The following is a 15,532-nucleotide window of genomic DNA, read 5'->3' on the forward strand; positions in this document are numbered from 1 at the left end:
CGGCGGCGTCGTCCTCGACCTGTGCGACGTAACCGGGATCCGTGACGTCGACGACACATCGTTGACCGTCGACGTGCTCGCCGGCACGTTCGGCGACCACTACGAGGCCCAACTGCGGGCGAACCACGGCCTGACCGGCGGCCACTGGCCCCAGTCGATGGCCCTGGCCACCGTGGGCGGCTGGATCGCCTGCCGCGGCGCCGGCCAACTCTCCGGCCGCTACGGCAAGATCGAGGACATGGTCGTCGGCCTCGAGGTGGCCCTCGCCAACGGCACCCTCCTCCGCACCGGCGGCGCGCCGCGCTCGGCCGTCGGCCCCGACCTCACCCAGCTCTTCGTCGGCTCCGAGGGGACGCTCGGCGTCATCACCGGGGCGGTGCTCCGGCTGTTCCCGGCCACCCCGCGGCACGCGACCGCGTGGGTCGCGGTGCCCGGTGTGGGCGCCGCGGTCGCCCTGCTCGGAGTGGCCCAGCAGCACGCCGGAGCGCACCTCTCGACATTCGAGATCGCCAATCGGCAGGCCCTCGAGCTGGTGCTGGCCCACCTGCCCGGCGCGAGCGACCCGCTGGCCGCGCCGAGCGAGTGGTACGTCCTGGTCGAGCTCGCCGGCGCCGAGTCCGACGGCGGGCTGGACGACGCCCTCGAGTCGATCCTCGGCGAGGCCGTCGAGCGGGACCTGGCCTCCGACGCCGCCGTCGCCGGCAGCCGGGCCCAGCGGTCCGCGCTCTGGGCGCTGCGCGAGGGCATCTCGGAGGCGCAGAAGGTCGAGGGCGCGACGCTCAAGCACGACGTGACGCTTTCGATCGCGCGGCTCGCGGACTGGGTCGCCGAGATCGGGCCCGTGCTCGAGCAGCGGCTGCCCGGCGTGCGGCCGGTGACCTACGGCCACGTCGGCGACGGCAACCTCCACTACAACCTGAGCGCACCTGCGGGTGGCGACGACGACCTGCGGGCGGCGGCCGCCGACCTCTCGACGGCGATCTACGACGCCGTGGCCGCCGGCCACGGCTCGATCAGCGCCGAGCACGGCCTCGGTCGGACGAAGGCGGCGGCCGGGGCGTCGTACAAGTCGGCGGTGGAGGTCGACCTCATGCGCGCGGTCAAGCAGGCCCTGGATCCCGACGGCCTGATGAACCCCGGCGTGCTGCTCCCCGGGTGAGCAGTCAGCTTGCGGAGAACTTGAGTCCACCTTCGATAGAATTGCTGGTTGATTGAGTCGGGCGCGTGCACACTTCCGCCAAGTGCGCGAGGTACGCAGACAACCGCCCCGGGGGGATCGTGAGTGAGCTCGCAAAAGCCATCCGCTGGACGACGCCGGGCGCTGTTGCCCTCACTATCACCCTCCTCGTGGTGGTCTGGACGAGAGCGTGCACGCAGTTAGTCCTGAGTAGGGCTGGGGCCGAGCCGTTGCTCGATGTTGAAGCATCGAATCTCCTCACGGGCGCTGCGCTTTCGATTCCCATCGGCTTCTTGGTGTATCAGGCCTATTTCTTCAACTTCTCCCGGCCATTCGTGGTCTGGAGAGCTGTTCGAGCCGACTTGGGCAATCTCGTCCTTGACGTCGGTCCCGTGGAGATCGACGGTGCCCACTGGGTGGCGCTTCCGTCACGGGAATCACTCTTGCGAGTGCGCAAGAAGGTGCGGCCAGGAGCACTCAGACGATCAGCCGCCGCATTGTGGCTCTACAAGGTCGAGGCCGACGGAACTCAAAGCCCCATGCCAAGCAACAGACCGCACGAGGGGAGGTACTACGAGATCCTTGAAACCCATCATGCTCGACTAGAGGCACGCATCGCGCGATGCACTTTTGGGGGATCCGACACCATGCGCGCTGAGTCTTCAAGGCTTGCAGACATCTACCACACGCTGGGGGCGTGCCGGTGGGCTCTGATGTTTGGGTGGGTGGGAGGACTTGGGTGGTCCGCTTGGACCAGCGTCGATCGATATGCGGACCCGGTGCCTGCCCTCGCGCCTTTGGCAGTGGCAATTCTCGCTTGGATCTGGCTGTTTCCGCTTGTGGGTTACCTCTTCGTGGTGATGCACGTCAACCGGCGCCACAGCTTCGACCGGCGAGTCATCCTTCTGCGCCACATGTTGGAGGCAGACGATCAAGCCAAGCGAGCGCATCGCATACCGGGTTGGCGCGGAAGTCGAGCCTGATGAACCCCGGCGTGCTGCTCCCTCCTCCGTAGGCTCGAGCGCATGAAGGCACAGGCGATCGGTCGCGTCCTGCTCGGCTCCGCGGTGGTGGGTGCCGGCGTGCTCCACCTGACCACCCAGCGCCAGGAGTTTCGGGCCCAGGTCCCCGACTGGTTCCCCCTCGACGAGGACCTCACCGTCATCGGCTCCGGCGTCGTGGAGATCGCGCTGGGCGGCGCGTTCGTCGCCCTGCCCCGGCACCGGCGCACGATCGGGGCCCTGCTCGCGGCGTTCTTCGTGGCGATCTTCCCCGGCAACATCGCGCAGTACGTCGAGGGCACCGACGCGTTCGGCCTCGACACCGACCGCGCCCGCCTCGTCCGCCTGTTCTTCCAGCCCGTCCTCGTGCTCGTGGCGCTGTGGGGCGGCGGCTGGCTCGGTCGCCGGTCGCAGGAGGAGCGCGAGGAGGAGCGCGAGGACGTGCCGAGCTGACGCTCGTGCACGCGCAGGACCCGCCGAGCTGACGCTCGTGCACACTGCGCGTGTGCACTTGCGACAGGTCGGCACCTCCGCGGCGCACATTGGCGACAGGTCGGCACCTCCGGGGCGCACACTGGCGACAGGTCAGAGGGTCGGCAGCCAGTCGACCCGGCCGGCGAGGAGGGCGTAGCCGACGAAGGCGCCGACGTCGAGGAGCGTGTGCGCGACCACGAACGGCATCACCCGGCCCCAGCGGCGGAAGAGCCACCCGAAGAGCAGGCCCATCGCGAGGTTGCCGACGAAGCCGCCAAGGCCCTGGTAGAGGTGGTAGCTCCCGCGCAGCAACGACGCGAGGCCGATCGCCGCGGAGTCGCCGAAGCCGAGCTGGCGCAGCCGCACCTGCACGAAGCCGAGCACCACGAACTCCTCGAGCACCGCGTTCTCGGCCGCCGCGAGCACCAGCACCGGCACCTGCCACCACTCACCCGGCAGCGACTGCGCCACGACCGTCAGGTTGGTGCCGAGCGCGAAGGTCGCGAGGTAGAACACGACGCCGACCGTGCCGACGCCCAGCGCCAGCCAGGCCCCGCGGCCGAGGTCGCCCCACGTCGCCCAGCGCCCGCCCCGTGCCCAGACCTCGCGCACGCGCGTGCTCGAGCGGACCAGGAGGTACGCCGCCAGCGCGACGGGCACGAGCGCGAAGCCGATCCGCAACAGCTGGTAGGTCAGGTCGAGCCACGGGCGGTCGGGGGCCAGGGAGTTGTTGAGGCTCGCCGCCTGCGACGACAACGCCCCCGGCGCGGTGAGCGCGGAGACGAGGCTGACGACCGAGTAGACCGCCGAGCGCCCCAGCGACACGAGCAGCACGATCGCCAGCTCGGCCCACAGCAGCGCGCGGGCGAGGTCGGGCACACCGCCGGGGACCGGGGTGTCCGGCAGCCGCCACCACGGCCGGGCCTCGGTGGTCGGCGCGTCACTCACGGGACACAGCATCCCCCAACCGGCTGAGCGTCGGCTGAGGGATGCCGAAGGATCAGTAGGTGTCGGCCAGCGTCGTCGCCATCGGCTCCCACTGGGCATAGGCGTGGGGCCAGCACGAGCGCTGGACGGCGTCCGCGGCCAGCGTCTTGCTCATCGACTCCCAGCCCGAGACGTCGAACAGGCCGCGGTCGGAGGTGGAGGCCGAGACGCCGAGGAAGCCCTGGGTGGCGGACGTCGGGTTGAGGCAGGCCACGCCGCCGGAGCACCAGCCCTGGCTCGGGCGCTGGGGTCGAGGCGCGTGCGCCGACCTTGCCACACTCAGCTCAGCGGGTGCTCGTCCTGCACCGGCACCAGGGCCACCGCCAGCAGCGGGAAGAGGGCCGCCAGCGCGAACGTGCCGGCGTACCCGGCAGCGCCGATCGCGAGGCCGCCGAGGGGTGGCACGAGGGCGGCGGCGAGGAACTGCGCGGTGTTCTGCACCCCCAGCGCGCGGCCCGACCAGAACGGTCCCGCGCGCTCCGCGACGGCGGTGAAGGCGAGCCCGTTGTCGGCGACCGTGATGACGGTGGCGATGACGATGAGGGGTACGGCGACGGCGAGGTCGAGGCCGGTCGCGAGGCCCAGGAGAGCCATCGCCAGGCCCGCCGCGATCGCGACCCAGCGCAGTGGGCGCATCCGCGACCTGACGTGGTCGGAGAGCTGCCCGACGGCGATACGGCCGAACGCCGACAGCACCTGGGTGCCGGCGACGAGCGAGCCGGCGGCCGCGGGCGTCCAGTTGCGGTCCTGGATCAGCCATACGAGGGCGAAGGTCCACACGACGAACTGCGGCACGACCAGCAGCACCGAGACACCGTGGATGCGGGCGAGGTAGCGGTCCTGGCGGTAGGGATTGGGCGCGGCGCCGGACTTCGGGGCAGTCCGCGGGGGATCGATCACGACCAGCGCGACGACCACCGTCGCGATCGCACACGCGATGGTCGGCACCCACAGCGCGGCGCGGATGCCGTGGCCGTCCGCGACGACGGGTACGGCGATGGCGGCGATCCCGACGCCCATCGGCTGGGCCATCTGCCGGATCCCCATGGCCAGGCCGCGGCGGTGCGGCGGGAACCAGCCGACGACCACCCGACCGGACGCCGCATTGGTGGAGGCGGCGGCCGCGCCCCCGAGCCCGAGTGCGACGGCGAGCAGCACGCCGTCCTCGGCGAGGACGGCCAGCACGCCGGCGACCGCGGCCAGGCCGAGCCCGGCCATCAGTGCGATCCGCTCGCCACGGCGGTCGGTGAACCAGCCCCACGCGACCAGGGTCAGCATCACGCCGACCATCGGCGTCGCGGTCACCACGCCCGCCTCGGCGATGCTCATCCCGCGCTGCTCGTGGAGGGCCGGGATCAGGAACACCGCGCCGTTGGTCATCACCGCGGCCGCGGCCTGTGCCGCGGTGCTCGCGCCGAGCATGGTCCACCGACGGGCCGTGCCGATCTCGCTCTGCTCGACCATCACGCTCTCCGCCACGACTTCACGCTAGTTTCCGCCGGGCGCTGGACTCCCCCGCGACCAGCACGTGAGAGCAGGGCCTGAGGCTGCGAGGCCCCTGCGCTGTCACGCCTAGCGGAGGACGAGCCCGTCGTCGCCCACGTCGACGGTGACCGCGCCGCCGTCGGTGACGTCACCGGCGATGAGCTTGCGCGCGAGCGGGTCGCCGATGGCGCTCTGGATCAGGCGCCGCAGCGGCCGGGCGCCGTACGCCGGGTCGTAGCCGGTCTCGGCCAGCCAGGCGCGCGCCGCGTCGGTCACCGAGATGGTGATCCGCCGGACCGCGAGCCGCTCCCCGAGCAGCGCGAGCTGCAGGTCGACGATGTGCTGGAGGTCCTCCTTCGACAGCGCGTCGAACATGACGACCTCGTCGAGCCGGTTGAGGAACTCGGGCTTGAAGTGCGCACGCACCACGCCCATCACCGACTGCTTCTTGACCTCCGGCTCCATGATCGGGTCGACCAGGAAGTTGGAACCGAGGTTGGAGGTGAGGATCAGCAGCGTGTTGCGGAAGTCGACCGTGCGCCCCTGGCCGTCGGTCAGCCGACCGTCATCGAGCACCTGGAGCAGGATGTCGAAGACCTCGGGGTGCGCCTTCTCGACCTCGTCGAGCAGCACGACGCTGTAGGGACGCCGCCGCACCGCCTCCGTGAGCTGCCCGCCCTCGTCGTAGCCGACGTAGCCGGGAGGGGCACCCACGAGCCGCGAGACCGAGTGCTTCTCGCTGTACTCGCTCATGTCGATGCGCACGATCGCCCGCTCGTCGTCGAAGAGGAAGTCCGCCAGCGACTTGGCCAGCTCGGTCTTGCCGGTGCCGGTGGGGCCGAGGAAGAGGAACGACCCCGTCGGACGGTTGGGATCGGCGATGCCGGCGCGCGAGCGGCGTACGGCGTCGCTGACCGCCGTGACCGCCTCGCGCTGGCCGATCAGCCGCTCGCCGATCACCGACTCCATCTCGAGGAGCTTGGCGGTCTCCCCCTGCAGCATCTTGCCGGTGGGGATGCCGGTCCAGGCCTCGACGACGTCGGCGATCTGCTCGGCGCCGACCTCGTCGCCGACCAGCGGCTCGAGGTCGACCTGCTCGGCCTTCTCGACCTCCGCGATCTGCCGCTCGAGCTCGGGGACCTTGCCGTACTGGATCTCGCTCGCGCCCGCGAGGTCGCCCTCGCGCAGCTTCTTCTCGGCCTCGATCTTGAGCTGGTCGAGCTGGCGGCGCAGCTCGCCCTCGCCCTGGAGCTGGTCCTTCTCACGCTCCCACCGCGCCTCCAGGCCGCGCAGCTCCTCCTCCTTGTCGGCGAGGTCCCTGCGCAGCGCCTCGAGCCGGTCGGCCGACGCGGCGTCGGTCTCCTTGGCCAGCGCGAACTCCTCCATCTTCAGGCGCTCGACCTGGCGCCGGAGCTGGTCGATCTCCTCCGGGGAGGACTCGTGCTCCATCCGCAGCCGCGACGACGCCTCGTCGATCAGGTCGATCGCCTTGTCGGGCAGCTGGCGGCCGGTGATGTAGCGGTCGGACAGGGTGGCGGCCGCGACGAGGGCGGCATCGGTGATCCGCACTCCGTGGTGCGCCTCGTACTTCTCCTGGATGCCACGCAGGATCTGGATGGTGTCCTCGACGCTCGGCTCACCGACGAAGACCTGCTGGAAGCGCCGCTCGAGGGCGGGGTCCTTCTCGATCCGCTCGCGGTACTCGTCGAGCGTGGTGGCGCCGATCATGTGCAGCTCGCCGCGCGCCAGCATCGGCTTGAGCATGTTGCCCGCGTCCATCGCGGAGTCGCCCCCGGCGCCCGCGCCGACGACGGTGTGCAGCTCGTCGATGAAGGTGATGACCTGGCCACCGGCGTCCTTGATCTCCTCGAGGACGGCCTTGAGCCGCTCCTCGAACTCGCCGCGGTACTTCGCGCCCGCCACCATCGCGGCGAGGTCGAGCGACAGCACCCGGCGACCCTTGAGCGAGTCGGGCACGTCGCCGGCGACCACGCGCTGGGCCAGCCCCTCCACGACGGCGGTCTTGCCGACGCCGGGCTCGCCGATCAGGACGGGATTGTTCTTGGTGCGCCGCGACAGCACCTGGACCACCCGCCGGATCTCGGCGTCGCGGCCGATGACCGGGTCGAGCCGACCGTCCTCGGCGGCCTGGGTGAGGTCGACGGAGTACTTCTCCAGCGACTCGTACGACGCCTCGGCGGCCTCGCTGGTCACGCGCCGGTTGCCGCGCACGGCGGTGATCGCCTCGCGCAGCCCGGACGCGGTGAGGCCCGCGTCGGTGAGCACCTTCTGGGCCGGCGACTCCACGGTCGCGATCGCGACGACCAGGTGGTCGGTGGCGACGTAGTCGTCCTTCATCGAGCCGGCGAGGTCGAGCGCCTGTGCCAGCACCCGGGTCAGTGCCGCCGAGCCGCTGGGCTGCTGGACGGTGGACCCGGTGGCCCGGGGCAGTGCCTGCTGGACGGCCTCGGCGCGCGCGAGCAGCAGCGCCGCGTCGACTCCGGCCTTCATCACGAGGTTGCGGCTCGTGCCGTCCTCCTGGCGCAGCAACGCCACCAGCAGGTGGATCGGCTCGGTGTGGGAGTTGCCGCCGGTGGTGGCGGCGAGCTGGGCAGCCTCGATGACCTCGCGGCTGCGGGTGGTGAACTTCTCGGCACCGAACGTGCTCAACTCTGCTCCTTCGTGGTCGTGTCGGGACCACTGTGGTCCCACTCATCCCGAACGCGCCAGAAGTTGAGCCGATTCCCCTCAACTTCGAGATCTCACCGAGACGCGCGTCGCCTCAGCAGATAGGTGTCCATCACCCAGCCGTCGGCGTCCTTGGCCCGGCGTCGCGCGGCCACCACCTCGTCCGTGACGTCCGCCAGCCGCCCCGCGACCAGCTCCTCGTGCGGACTGCCCAGGTTGGCGCCCCACCAGATGTCCCAGTCGCCGCCGAGCGTGGCCGCCTGCAGCCGGCCGTCGAGCATCACGACGAGGTTGTCGTGCCCGGCCGCGACCTCGTCGGCCAGCCGCCGCCCGGTCGTCACCAGCACCGGCCGGCCGACCTCGTGGAGCACGATGCGGTGGCGGGCCGCCAGGAGCGAGAGCGCCGAGACGCCCGGCAGCACGTCGTACGGCACCCCGAGGCGTGTCACCACGCGGATCGTCGAGTCGTAGAACGCCGGGTCGCCCCACACCAGGAACCCGACCGTGCCCGGCCGCTCGTCGATGACGGTGCTGTACGCCGCCGCGCGCGCGTCGTGCCAGTCGAGGACCGCGCCGTCGTAGTCGGCCGGGTCGTCGCGGTCGCGGGGCGGGTCCGGGACGGCGACCAGGGGGACGGCCAGGTCGGCGCAGACCGCACGGCGCAGCGCGAGCAGCGGGTCGTCCGGCCCCTTGTCGGCGGCGATGACGTAGTCGCAGCCCGCGATCGCCGACAGCGCCTCCTCGGTGATCTGCCGCGGGTGGCAGCCGATCCCGATGATGCGGACGCGCGAGCTCACCGGTCCTCCAGCTCGCCCTCGACGTCGAGGTAGACCTGTTGCAGCGCGGCCATCACGTCGGCGTCCGGGTCCGCCCACAGTCCGCGGTCGGCGGCCTCGTGCAGCCGCTCGACGATCCCGCGCAGTGCCCACGGGTTGGAGGTCCGCAGGAACTGCTGGTTGGTCTCGTCGAGGACGTACTCCTTGGCCAGTGACTCGTACATCCAGTCGTGCACGACCCCGGCGGTCGCGTCGAAGCCGAAGAGGTAGTCGACGGTGGCGGCCAGCTCGAAGGCGCCCTTGTAGCCGTGTCGCTGCATCGCGCCGATCCACCGCGGGTTGACCACCCGCGCCCGGAAGACGCGGTTGGTCTCCTCCTGAAGCGTCCGGGTGCGGACCGCGTCCGGCGTCGTGGAGTCGCCGACGTACGCCTTGGGGTCGCTGCCGGTCAGCGCGCGCACGGTGGCGACCATGCCGCCGTGGTACTGGAAGTAGTCGTCGCTGTCGGCGATGTCGTGCTCACGGGTGTCGACGTTCTTCGCCGCCACCTTGATGCGGCGGTAGTTGGTGCGCATGTCGTCGGCGGCCGGCGCACCGTCGAGGTCGCGACCGTAGGCGAAGCCGCCCCACGCCGTGTAGACCTCGGCGAGGTCCTGGTCGCTGCGCCAGTTGCCCGACTCGACGACCTGGAGGATGCCGGCGCCGTACGACCCGGGCTTGGATCCGAAGATCCGGGTGGTCGAGCGCCGCTCGTCGCCGTGGTCCGCGAGATCGGCGCGGGTGTGCGCCCGGACGTAGTTGGAGTCGTCGGGCTCCTCGAGCCCCGCCACCAGGCGTACAGCGTCGTCGAGCATCGCGACCACGTGCGGGAAGGCGTCGCGGAAGAAGCCGGAGATCCGCACCGTGACGTCGATGCGCGGCCGACCGAGCTCGTCGAGCGGGATGACCTGGAGGTCGTTGACCCGCCGCGAGGCCTCGTCCCACACGGGTCGTACGCCGAGCAGCGCGAGGACCTCGGCGATGTCGTCGCCGCTCGTCCGCATGGCGCTCGTGCCCCAGACGGACAGGCCGACTGACTGGGGGTAGCCGCCGGTCTCGTCGACGTACTTGGCGACGAGCGACTCGGCCATCGCCATCCCGGTCTGCCAGGCGAGGCGCGACGGCACCGCGCGCGGGTCGACGGTGTAGAAGTTGCGGCCGGTCGGCAGCACGTTGACCAGCCCGCGCAGCGGCGAGCCCGACGGCCCGGCGGCGATGAAGCCGCCGTCGAGGGCGTGGACGACCGCGTCGAGCTCGTCGGTGGTGCGGGCCAGGCGCGGCACGACCTGGGTGGCCGCGAACTCCAGCACCCGCTGCACCTCCGGGTCGTCGTGCAGCTCGGCCGCACGGGCGGGGTCCCAGTCGGCCCCGTCCATGTCCTGCACGAGCTCGCGGGCCTCGGCCTCGATCGCGTCCACGGCAGAGGTCGCTTCGGCGTTCTCCTTCAGCCCCAGCGCGGCCCGCAGCCCCGGCACCGCCTGCGCCTGCCCGCCGAACACCTGCGCGGCGCGCAGGATCGCGAGCACCAGGTTGACCCGCGCCTCGCCGCTCGGCGCCTCGCCGAGGATGTGCAGCCCGTCGCGGATCTGCGCGTCCTTGATCTCGCAGAGCCAGCCGTCGACGTGCATGATGAAGTCGTCGAACTCCTCGGCGTCCGGCTGCTCCTCCAGCCCGAGGTCACGGTGCATCTCGGCAGCGTGCATCAGCTGCCAGATCTCGCCGCGGATCGCCGGCAGCTTGGCCGGGTCCATGGCGGCGATGTTGGCGTGCTCGTCGAGGAGCTGCTCGAGGCGGGCGATGTCGCCGTACGACTCGGCACGCGCCATCGGCGGCACGAGGTGGTCGACGATCGTGGCGTGCGCGCGCCGCTTGGCCTGCGCGCCCTCGCCCGGGTCGTTGACGAGGAACGGGTAGATCATCGGCAGGCTGCCGAGCGCGGCGTCGGTGCCGCAGCTGGCCGAGAGGGCGGCGTTCTTGCCGGGCAGCCACTCAAGCGACCCGTGCTTGCCGAGGTGCACCACGGCGTCCGCCCCGAAGCCCCCCTCCTCGACAGCACTGCCGAGCCAGCGGTAGGCGCCCAGGTAGTGGTGCGTCGGCGCGAGGTCGGGGTCGTGGTAGATCGCGATCGGGTTCTCGCCGAAGCCGCGCGGGGGCTGGATGAGGAGCACGACGTTGCCCGCCCGCACGGTCGCGAGCACGAGCTCTCGCTGGTCGTTGACGAAGAGCGAGCCCGGCGCCTCGCCCCACGCCTCGACCATGTCGGCGCGCAGGTCCTCGGGCAGGTCGGCCGTCCACGCGGCGTACTGCTCCGGCGTGATCCGCACGTGCGCGTCGGTCAGCTGCGCGGTGGTCAGCCACTCCTCGTCCTGGCCCCCGGCCGCGATGAGCGCGTGGATCAGCGCGTCGCCCTGCTCGGTGTCGGTGACGTCCCGGCCGAGGATCTCGACGACGGTGTTGTCCTCGCCGAGGTCGTAGCCCGCGTCACGCAGCCGGCGCAGCATTCGGATCGCGGAGACCGGGGTGTCGAGCCCGACGGCGTTGCCGATGCGGGCGTGCTTGGTGGGGTACGCCGACAGCACGAGGGCGAGCCGCTTCTCGGCGTTCGGGATCGAGCGCAGACGTGCGTGCTTGACCGCGATGCCGGCGACCCGGGCGCACCGCTCGGGGTCGGCGACGTAGCGCGGCAGGCCGTCGGAGTCGACCTCCTTGAAGGAGAACGGCGCGGTGATGATCCGCCCGTCGAACTCCGGGATCGCGATCTGCGTCGCCGAGTCGAGCGGGCTCACGCCGTCGTCCGACGCCTCCCACTCCGCGCGGCTGCTCGTCAGGCAGAGTCCCTGGATGATCGGGATGTCGAGCGCCGACATCCGCGCGACGTCCCACGACTCGTCGTCCCCGCCCGCGCTGGCGCTCGACGGCACGCTGCCGCCGGCCGCGAGCACGGTCACGATGAGGGCGTCGAGCGTGCCGAACGCGTCGTACAGCTCGTCGGGCGCCGACCGCAGCGACCCGGCGAAGATGGGTACGCCGACCGCCTGGCCCGTCGCGTCCACCGCGTCGGCGAGGGCGTGGGCGAAGGAGGTGTTCCCGCTCGCCTCGTGGGCCCGGTAGTAGAGCACCCCGATCCTGGGGACCGCTGGTTGAGCAGCGAGGGACGAGCGTGTCGAAACCACGTCCACCTCCGGACGCTCGGCGTACCCCCACTGCGGCAGCACCTGCGGCGGCTCGAACCCCTCACCGGTGAGCAGCACGGTGTCGGAGAGGAAGGCGTGCAGCTGGCGGAGGTTCACCGGCCCGCCCTCGGCGAGATAGCGGTGCGCCTCGGCCGCGACGCCCATCGGCACCGACGACAGCTCCATCAGCTCGGCGCTCGGCGACTGCTCGCCACCGAGGACGACGACGGGCATGCCGGTCGCGGCGACGCGGGTGAAGCCGGAGCACAGGTCCTGCGGCGACCCCAGCAGCCGGCCGACGACGAGGTCGCAGCCCTCGATCACCTCGGCCATCGACTGGTGGCCGGGTCTCGCCGGGTTGGCGAGGACGTAGTCGGCGCCGGACTCCCGGGCGCTCAGCAGGTCGGTGTCTGACGTGGACAGCAGTGCGATGCGCACGGATCCTCCTCGGGGTTCTCGCCCCTCGTGATGGGATCCGCGTGGGCCAGTGTCTGGCTTCGGCCTGCGCTCGGCAGGCCTCACAGTGGCGGAACCGCCCCGGTCTTGCACCGGGTTCCTGGGTCCCACGCGGAGTGGTGCCGCCGAGACTATCGGTCTCGGCCTTCGCGCTCCGCCGCTGGTTGAGCAGCGAGCGCCAGCGAGCGTGTCGACACCCAGGTCATGCCAAGATCGCCGCCGTGACCGACCGGACCCGAGGCGACCTGTGCCCGGGCGTCCTCCGCCCGTGGCCGGCCGACGACGGCGCGCTCGTGCGACTTCGTGTCCCCGGCGGTCACCTCACGCGTACGACGCTGCTCGCGCTGCTCGACGTCGCCGAGACGTACGGCGACGGGCGGGTGCACCTGACCAAGCGGGCCAACCTCCAGCTGCGCGCCCTCCCCCACGTCGACGGCGTGCTCCCGGCCGCGGTCGTCGAAGCCGTCCGCGCCACCGGCCTGCTTCCGCACCCCGATCACGAGCTGGTCCGCAACATCCTCGTCTCGCCGCTGACCGGCCTCCACGGTGGCCGCGCCGACCTCCGCACCGTCACCGCCGAGCTCGACGAGCGCATCTGCGCGACGCCGTCACTGGCCAAGCTGCCGGGCCGCTTCCTGTTCGTCCTCGACGACGGCCGCGGCGACCACGTCAACCGCTCGTGCGACCTCGGCCTCGTCGCCCTGTCCGAGGACGAGGTCCAGCTCCGCATCGGCAGCACCCACTGGGGGCCGGTCGTCCCGCTGCCCGAGGCGGCCGCCCGCCTCACCGGCCTCGCCCGCGCCTTCCAGCAGGTCCGCGACACCGCGTGGCACATCGACGAGCTCCCGGTCCCGCCCGCCTCGCACGACGCGGACCCGCGCCTGCCCGCGGCGAGCGACCCGCCGGCGTACGGCGCCCTGGCGGAGGGCGTCACCCACGTCGAGGTGCCCGACGGCGTGCTCGACCGCGCTGCCATCGACGGGCTCGACGAGCACCTGGTCGTCACCCGGTGGAAGTCCCTCGTGCTCGTCCGGTGACCACCCAGCGAGACGCGCAGGTGTGACCCAGGTCACGGGCACCCTACGATCTGCTCGCACGCGCCGGTCGGCCCGACCGGACGCCACCAGGTGAGGGTTCCCGCACGTCCAGCTCGCCGCTGACACCAGGGGACCCCATGCCAGTCCAGCCACGCCCGTCCGCGCGACGTACCGCTGCCGCCGCGGCACTCGCCCTCTTTGCGGGACTGCTGCCCGCGCTCCTCGGCGGCGCTCCCGCCTCGGCCGCTCTCCCGACGGACTGGGTCGGCTCGTGGGGCGCTGCGCCGATGGCCGGACAGGACAACGGCTGCACCGACTGCACGATCCGCAACCTGATCCGGGTCAGCAAGGGCGGCAGCCAGGTGCGGGTGACCTTCTCCAACCGCTTCGGGAGCGGGCCGTTGCGCATCGGCGCGGCTACCGTCGCCCGACCCGCGACCAGCACGACGGCAAAGGTCCGTCCGGGCACCATGACCCCCCTCCGGTTCGGCGGCGACGGGGAGGTCGTCATCCCGGCCGGCGCCACCGCCACCAGCGACCCGGCGGAACTCGCGGTCGAGGACGCCGGCTCGATCCTGGTGACGACCTACACGCCCGGCTACTCGACCCCGATGACCGTGCACGACATCGGTAGCCAGCTCTCGTTCTTCACCCGCGGGCGCGACGCCTCGCACGCCGAGACCGCGGACGCCTTCCCCGAGCGGACGGAGGACCGCCACTTCGTCACGCGCGTGGACGTGATGGGCGAGTCGGCCGGCACGGTGGTGGCCTTCGGCGACTCGATCACCGACGGCGTCGGCTCGGGCCAGAACAACAACACCCGCTACCCCGACTTCCTCTCGGCCCGGCTGGCCTCGGGCGCCGAGCAGCTGGCGATCGTCAACAGCGGCATCAGCGGCAACCGGGTGCTGGTCGACGGCACCGGTGAGCGTGCCCTCGACCGGTTCGACCGCGACGTCCTCGACGTGCCCGGCGTGCGCTCGGTGATCATCCTCGAGGGCATCAACGACATCATGACCGCGCCCAACGGCACCGACGTCGGCTCCCTCATCGGCGGCCTGCAGGCCCTCGTCGACCGTGCCCACGCCGAGGACGTACGCGTCGTGCTGGGCACCCTCACGCCGTTCCGCGGTTGGAGCGCCTGGACGCCGGAGCGCGAGGCCTCCCGGCTCGCCGTCAACGAGTGGGTCCGCGCCCACGACGGCGTGGAAGGCATCGCGGACTTCGACGCCGCCCTGCGCGACCCCGCCGACCCGACGCGGATGTTGCCGGTCCTCGACAGCGGCGACCGCCTGCACCCGGGCGACGCAGGGTATGCCGCGATGGCGGACGTGGTGCCGCTCGACGCCCTCGCGGAGCCCTACGTGCCCGACCCGCCCGCCGCGCAGGTCGAGTTCACCCAGCAGCCCGCCGAGCTCGTCTCGGTCGACGCGGGCGGTGATGTCACGCTGACCGCCGCCGCCCAGTCCAACCGCGGCGCCGTGGCCTACCAGTGGCAGCGCCGCGGCGTCGGCACCGGCTGGTCCGACGTCCCCGGCGCGACCGCGTCCTCGCTCGCCCTGAAGGGCGTGAACCCGCCCCAGGGCGGCGAGCAGTACCGCGTCGTCGCCGGTGCGGGCGGTGTCAGCACGACCTCCGGCATCGCCACGCTGGTCGTCCGCGCCACCGCCGCCGTGCCGCCTGCGGTCACCCCGCCCGCGACGGCGGCGACGGTCCCGTCCGACGTACGCCTCCGGCTGTCCGGCACGCGCCTGGGCAAGCGCCCGCGTGCCCACGTCCGGCCCAGCGCCGCCGGTTCGGTACGCCTCATCGCGCGCCGCGGCAAGGTCCGGGTGGTGCGCGTCGTCACCGTCACGCCCGGCACCTCGCACCGGGTCCTGCTGCCGCGCACGCTCACCAGCAAGGCGGGCAAGCTCGTCGTGCAGGCCACGCTGACCCCCGCCGCGAGCACCGACCTCCCCAGCAGGTCGACGCTCTACACGGTGGTGCGCCGCTGACCTCGCCCATGGGATCAGCACATCAGTGAGATTGTGCGCCGCTGGTGCGACGTAGGAGCGCGGCGCCTGGCGCGAGCCGACCCAGACTCCGGATCCCCTGGCGTCAGATGGTGTTGTTGCCCCTAGGCTGCCCTCGTCACGCGACGCAGGAACCCGGTGCGAGTCCGGGGCGGTTCCGCCACTGTCAGGTCCCCGAGAGGGGGCCGAGCCAGACACTGCCCGCGCGATGTCCAGCCGACCAG

At 72.1% G+C, this 15,532-nt stretch carries 11 protein-coding genes and 2 riboswitches; of the genes, 5 read left to right on the top strand and 6 right to left on the bottom strand.

The window, feature by feature from the left end; translation table 11 throughout:
* The 3 genes from JWN97_RS15655 to JWN97_RS15665 all read left to right on the top strand — a co-directional run.
* Positions 1-1,159 (top strand): FAD-binding oxidoreductase (locus JWN97_RS15655; RefSeq protein WP_297624545.1); only part of this gene is annotated, 1,159 nt, incomplete at its 5' end.
* Between the two features lie 119 nt (positions 1,160-1,278).
* Positions 1,279-2,160 carry a hypothetical protein gene (locus JWN97_RS15660; protein ID WP_297624548.1) on the top strand — a complete coding sequence of 294 codons (882 nt, stop codon included), beginning with the start codon at positions 1,279-1,281 and terminating at the stop codon, positions 2,158-2,160.
* Positions 2,161-2,202: 42 nt separating this feature from the next.
* Complete coding sequence (locus JWN97_RS15665; RefSeq protein WP_297624551.1) at positions 2,203-2,631, top strand: hypothetical protein; 429 nt, start codon at positions 2,203-2,205, stop codon at positions 2,629-2,631.
* Between the two features lie 132 nt (positions 2,632-2,763).
* On the opposite strand, the gene JWN97_RS15670 is transcribed toward JWN97_RS15665, so the two are convergent.
* The 6 genes from JWN97_RS15670 to cobN form a co-directional block, all read right to left on the bottom strand.
* Positions 2,764-3,600 (bottom strand): CPBP family intramembrane glutamic endopeptidase, encoded by an 837-nt coding sequence (locus tag JWN97_RS15670; RefSeq protein WP_297624553.1) that lies wholly within the window; start codon positions 3,598-3,600, stop codon positions 2,764-2,766.
* A gap of 52 nt (positions 3,601-3,652) precedes the next feature.
* Positions 3,653-3,853: a hypothetical protein gene (locus tag JWN97_RS15675; protein WP_297624557.1), complete on the bottom strand. Its 201-nt coding sequence runs from the start codon at positions 3,851-3,853 to the stop codon at positions 3,653-3,655.
* A gap of 65 nt (positions 3,854-3,918) precedes the next feature.
* Positions 3,919-5,118 (bottom strand): MFS transporter, encoded by a 1,200-nt coding sequence (locus tag JWN97_RS15680; protein WP_297624560.1) that lies wholly within the window; start codon positions 5,116-5,118, stop codon positions 3,919-3,921.
* A gap of 93 nt (positions 5,119-5,211) precedes the next feature.
* Complete coding sequence (gene clpB, locus JWN97_RS15685) at positions 5,212-7,794, bottom strand: ATP-dependent chaperone ClpB (RefSeq protein WP_297624563.1); 2,583 nt, start codon at positions 7,792-7,794, stop codon at positions 5,212-5,214.
* 92 nt (positions 7,795-7,886) lie between these two features.
* Complete coding sequence (gene cobF / locus JWN97_RS15690) at positions 7,887-8,609, bottom strand: precorrin-6A synthase (deacetylating) (RefSeq protein ID WP_297624566.1); 723 nt, start codon at positions 8,607-8,609, stop codon at positions 7,887-7,889.
* Complete coding sequence (cobN, locus tag JWN97_RS15695) at positions 8,606-12,238, bottom strand: cobaltochelatase subunit CobN (protein ID WP_297624569.1); 3,633 nt, start codon at positions 12,236-12,238, stop codon at positions 8,606-8,608. The genes cobF and cobN overlap by 4 nt, the downstream gene beginning before the upstream one ends.
* A gap of 26 nt (positions 12,239-12,264) precedes the next feature.
* A riboswitch (cobalamin riboswitch) is annotated at positions 12,265-12,398 on the bottom strand.
* Positions 12,399-12,477: 79 nt separating this feature from the next.
* Here cobN and JWN97_RS15700 point away from each other — a divergent pair.
* Positions 12,478-13,293: a nitrite reductase gene (locus JWN97_RS15700; RefSeq protein ID WP_297624572.1), complete on the top strand. Its 816-nt coding sequence runs from the start codon at positions 12,478-12,480 to the stop codon at positions 13,291-13,293.
* Between the two features lie 137 nt (positions 13,294-13,430).
* The gene (locus JWN97_RS15705; protein WP_297624575.1) at positions 13,431-15,290 is read left to right on the top strand and encodes an SGNH/GDSL hydrolase family protein; all 1,860 of its coding nucleotides are present in this window, start codon (positions 13,431-13,433) and stop codon (positions 15,288-15,290) included.
* A 107-nt stretch (positions 15,291-15,397) separates the two neighbouring features.
* A riboswitch (cobalamin riboswitch) is annotated at positions 15,398-15,529 on the top strand.
* The last annotated feature ends 3 nt before the right edge of the window (positions 15,530-15,532 follow it).

It is taken from the genome of Nocardioides sp. (assembly GCF_025965415.1).
Taxonomy (GTDB): Bacteria; Actinomycetota; Actinomycetes; order Propionibacteriales; family Nocardioidaceae; genus Nocardioides.

Excerpts from the sequence above, each read along its gene's own strand:
- JWN97_RS15665 (WP_297624551.1), top strand. The coding sequence starts at position 2,203 with ATGAAGGCACAGGCGATCGGTCGCGTCCTGCTCGGCTCCGCGGTGGTG.
- JWN97_RS15705 (WP_297624575.1), top strand. The coding sequence starts at position 13,431 with ATGCCAGTCCAGCCACGCCCGTCCGCGCGACGTACCGCTGCCGCCGCG.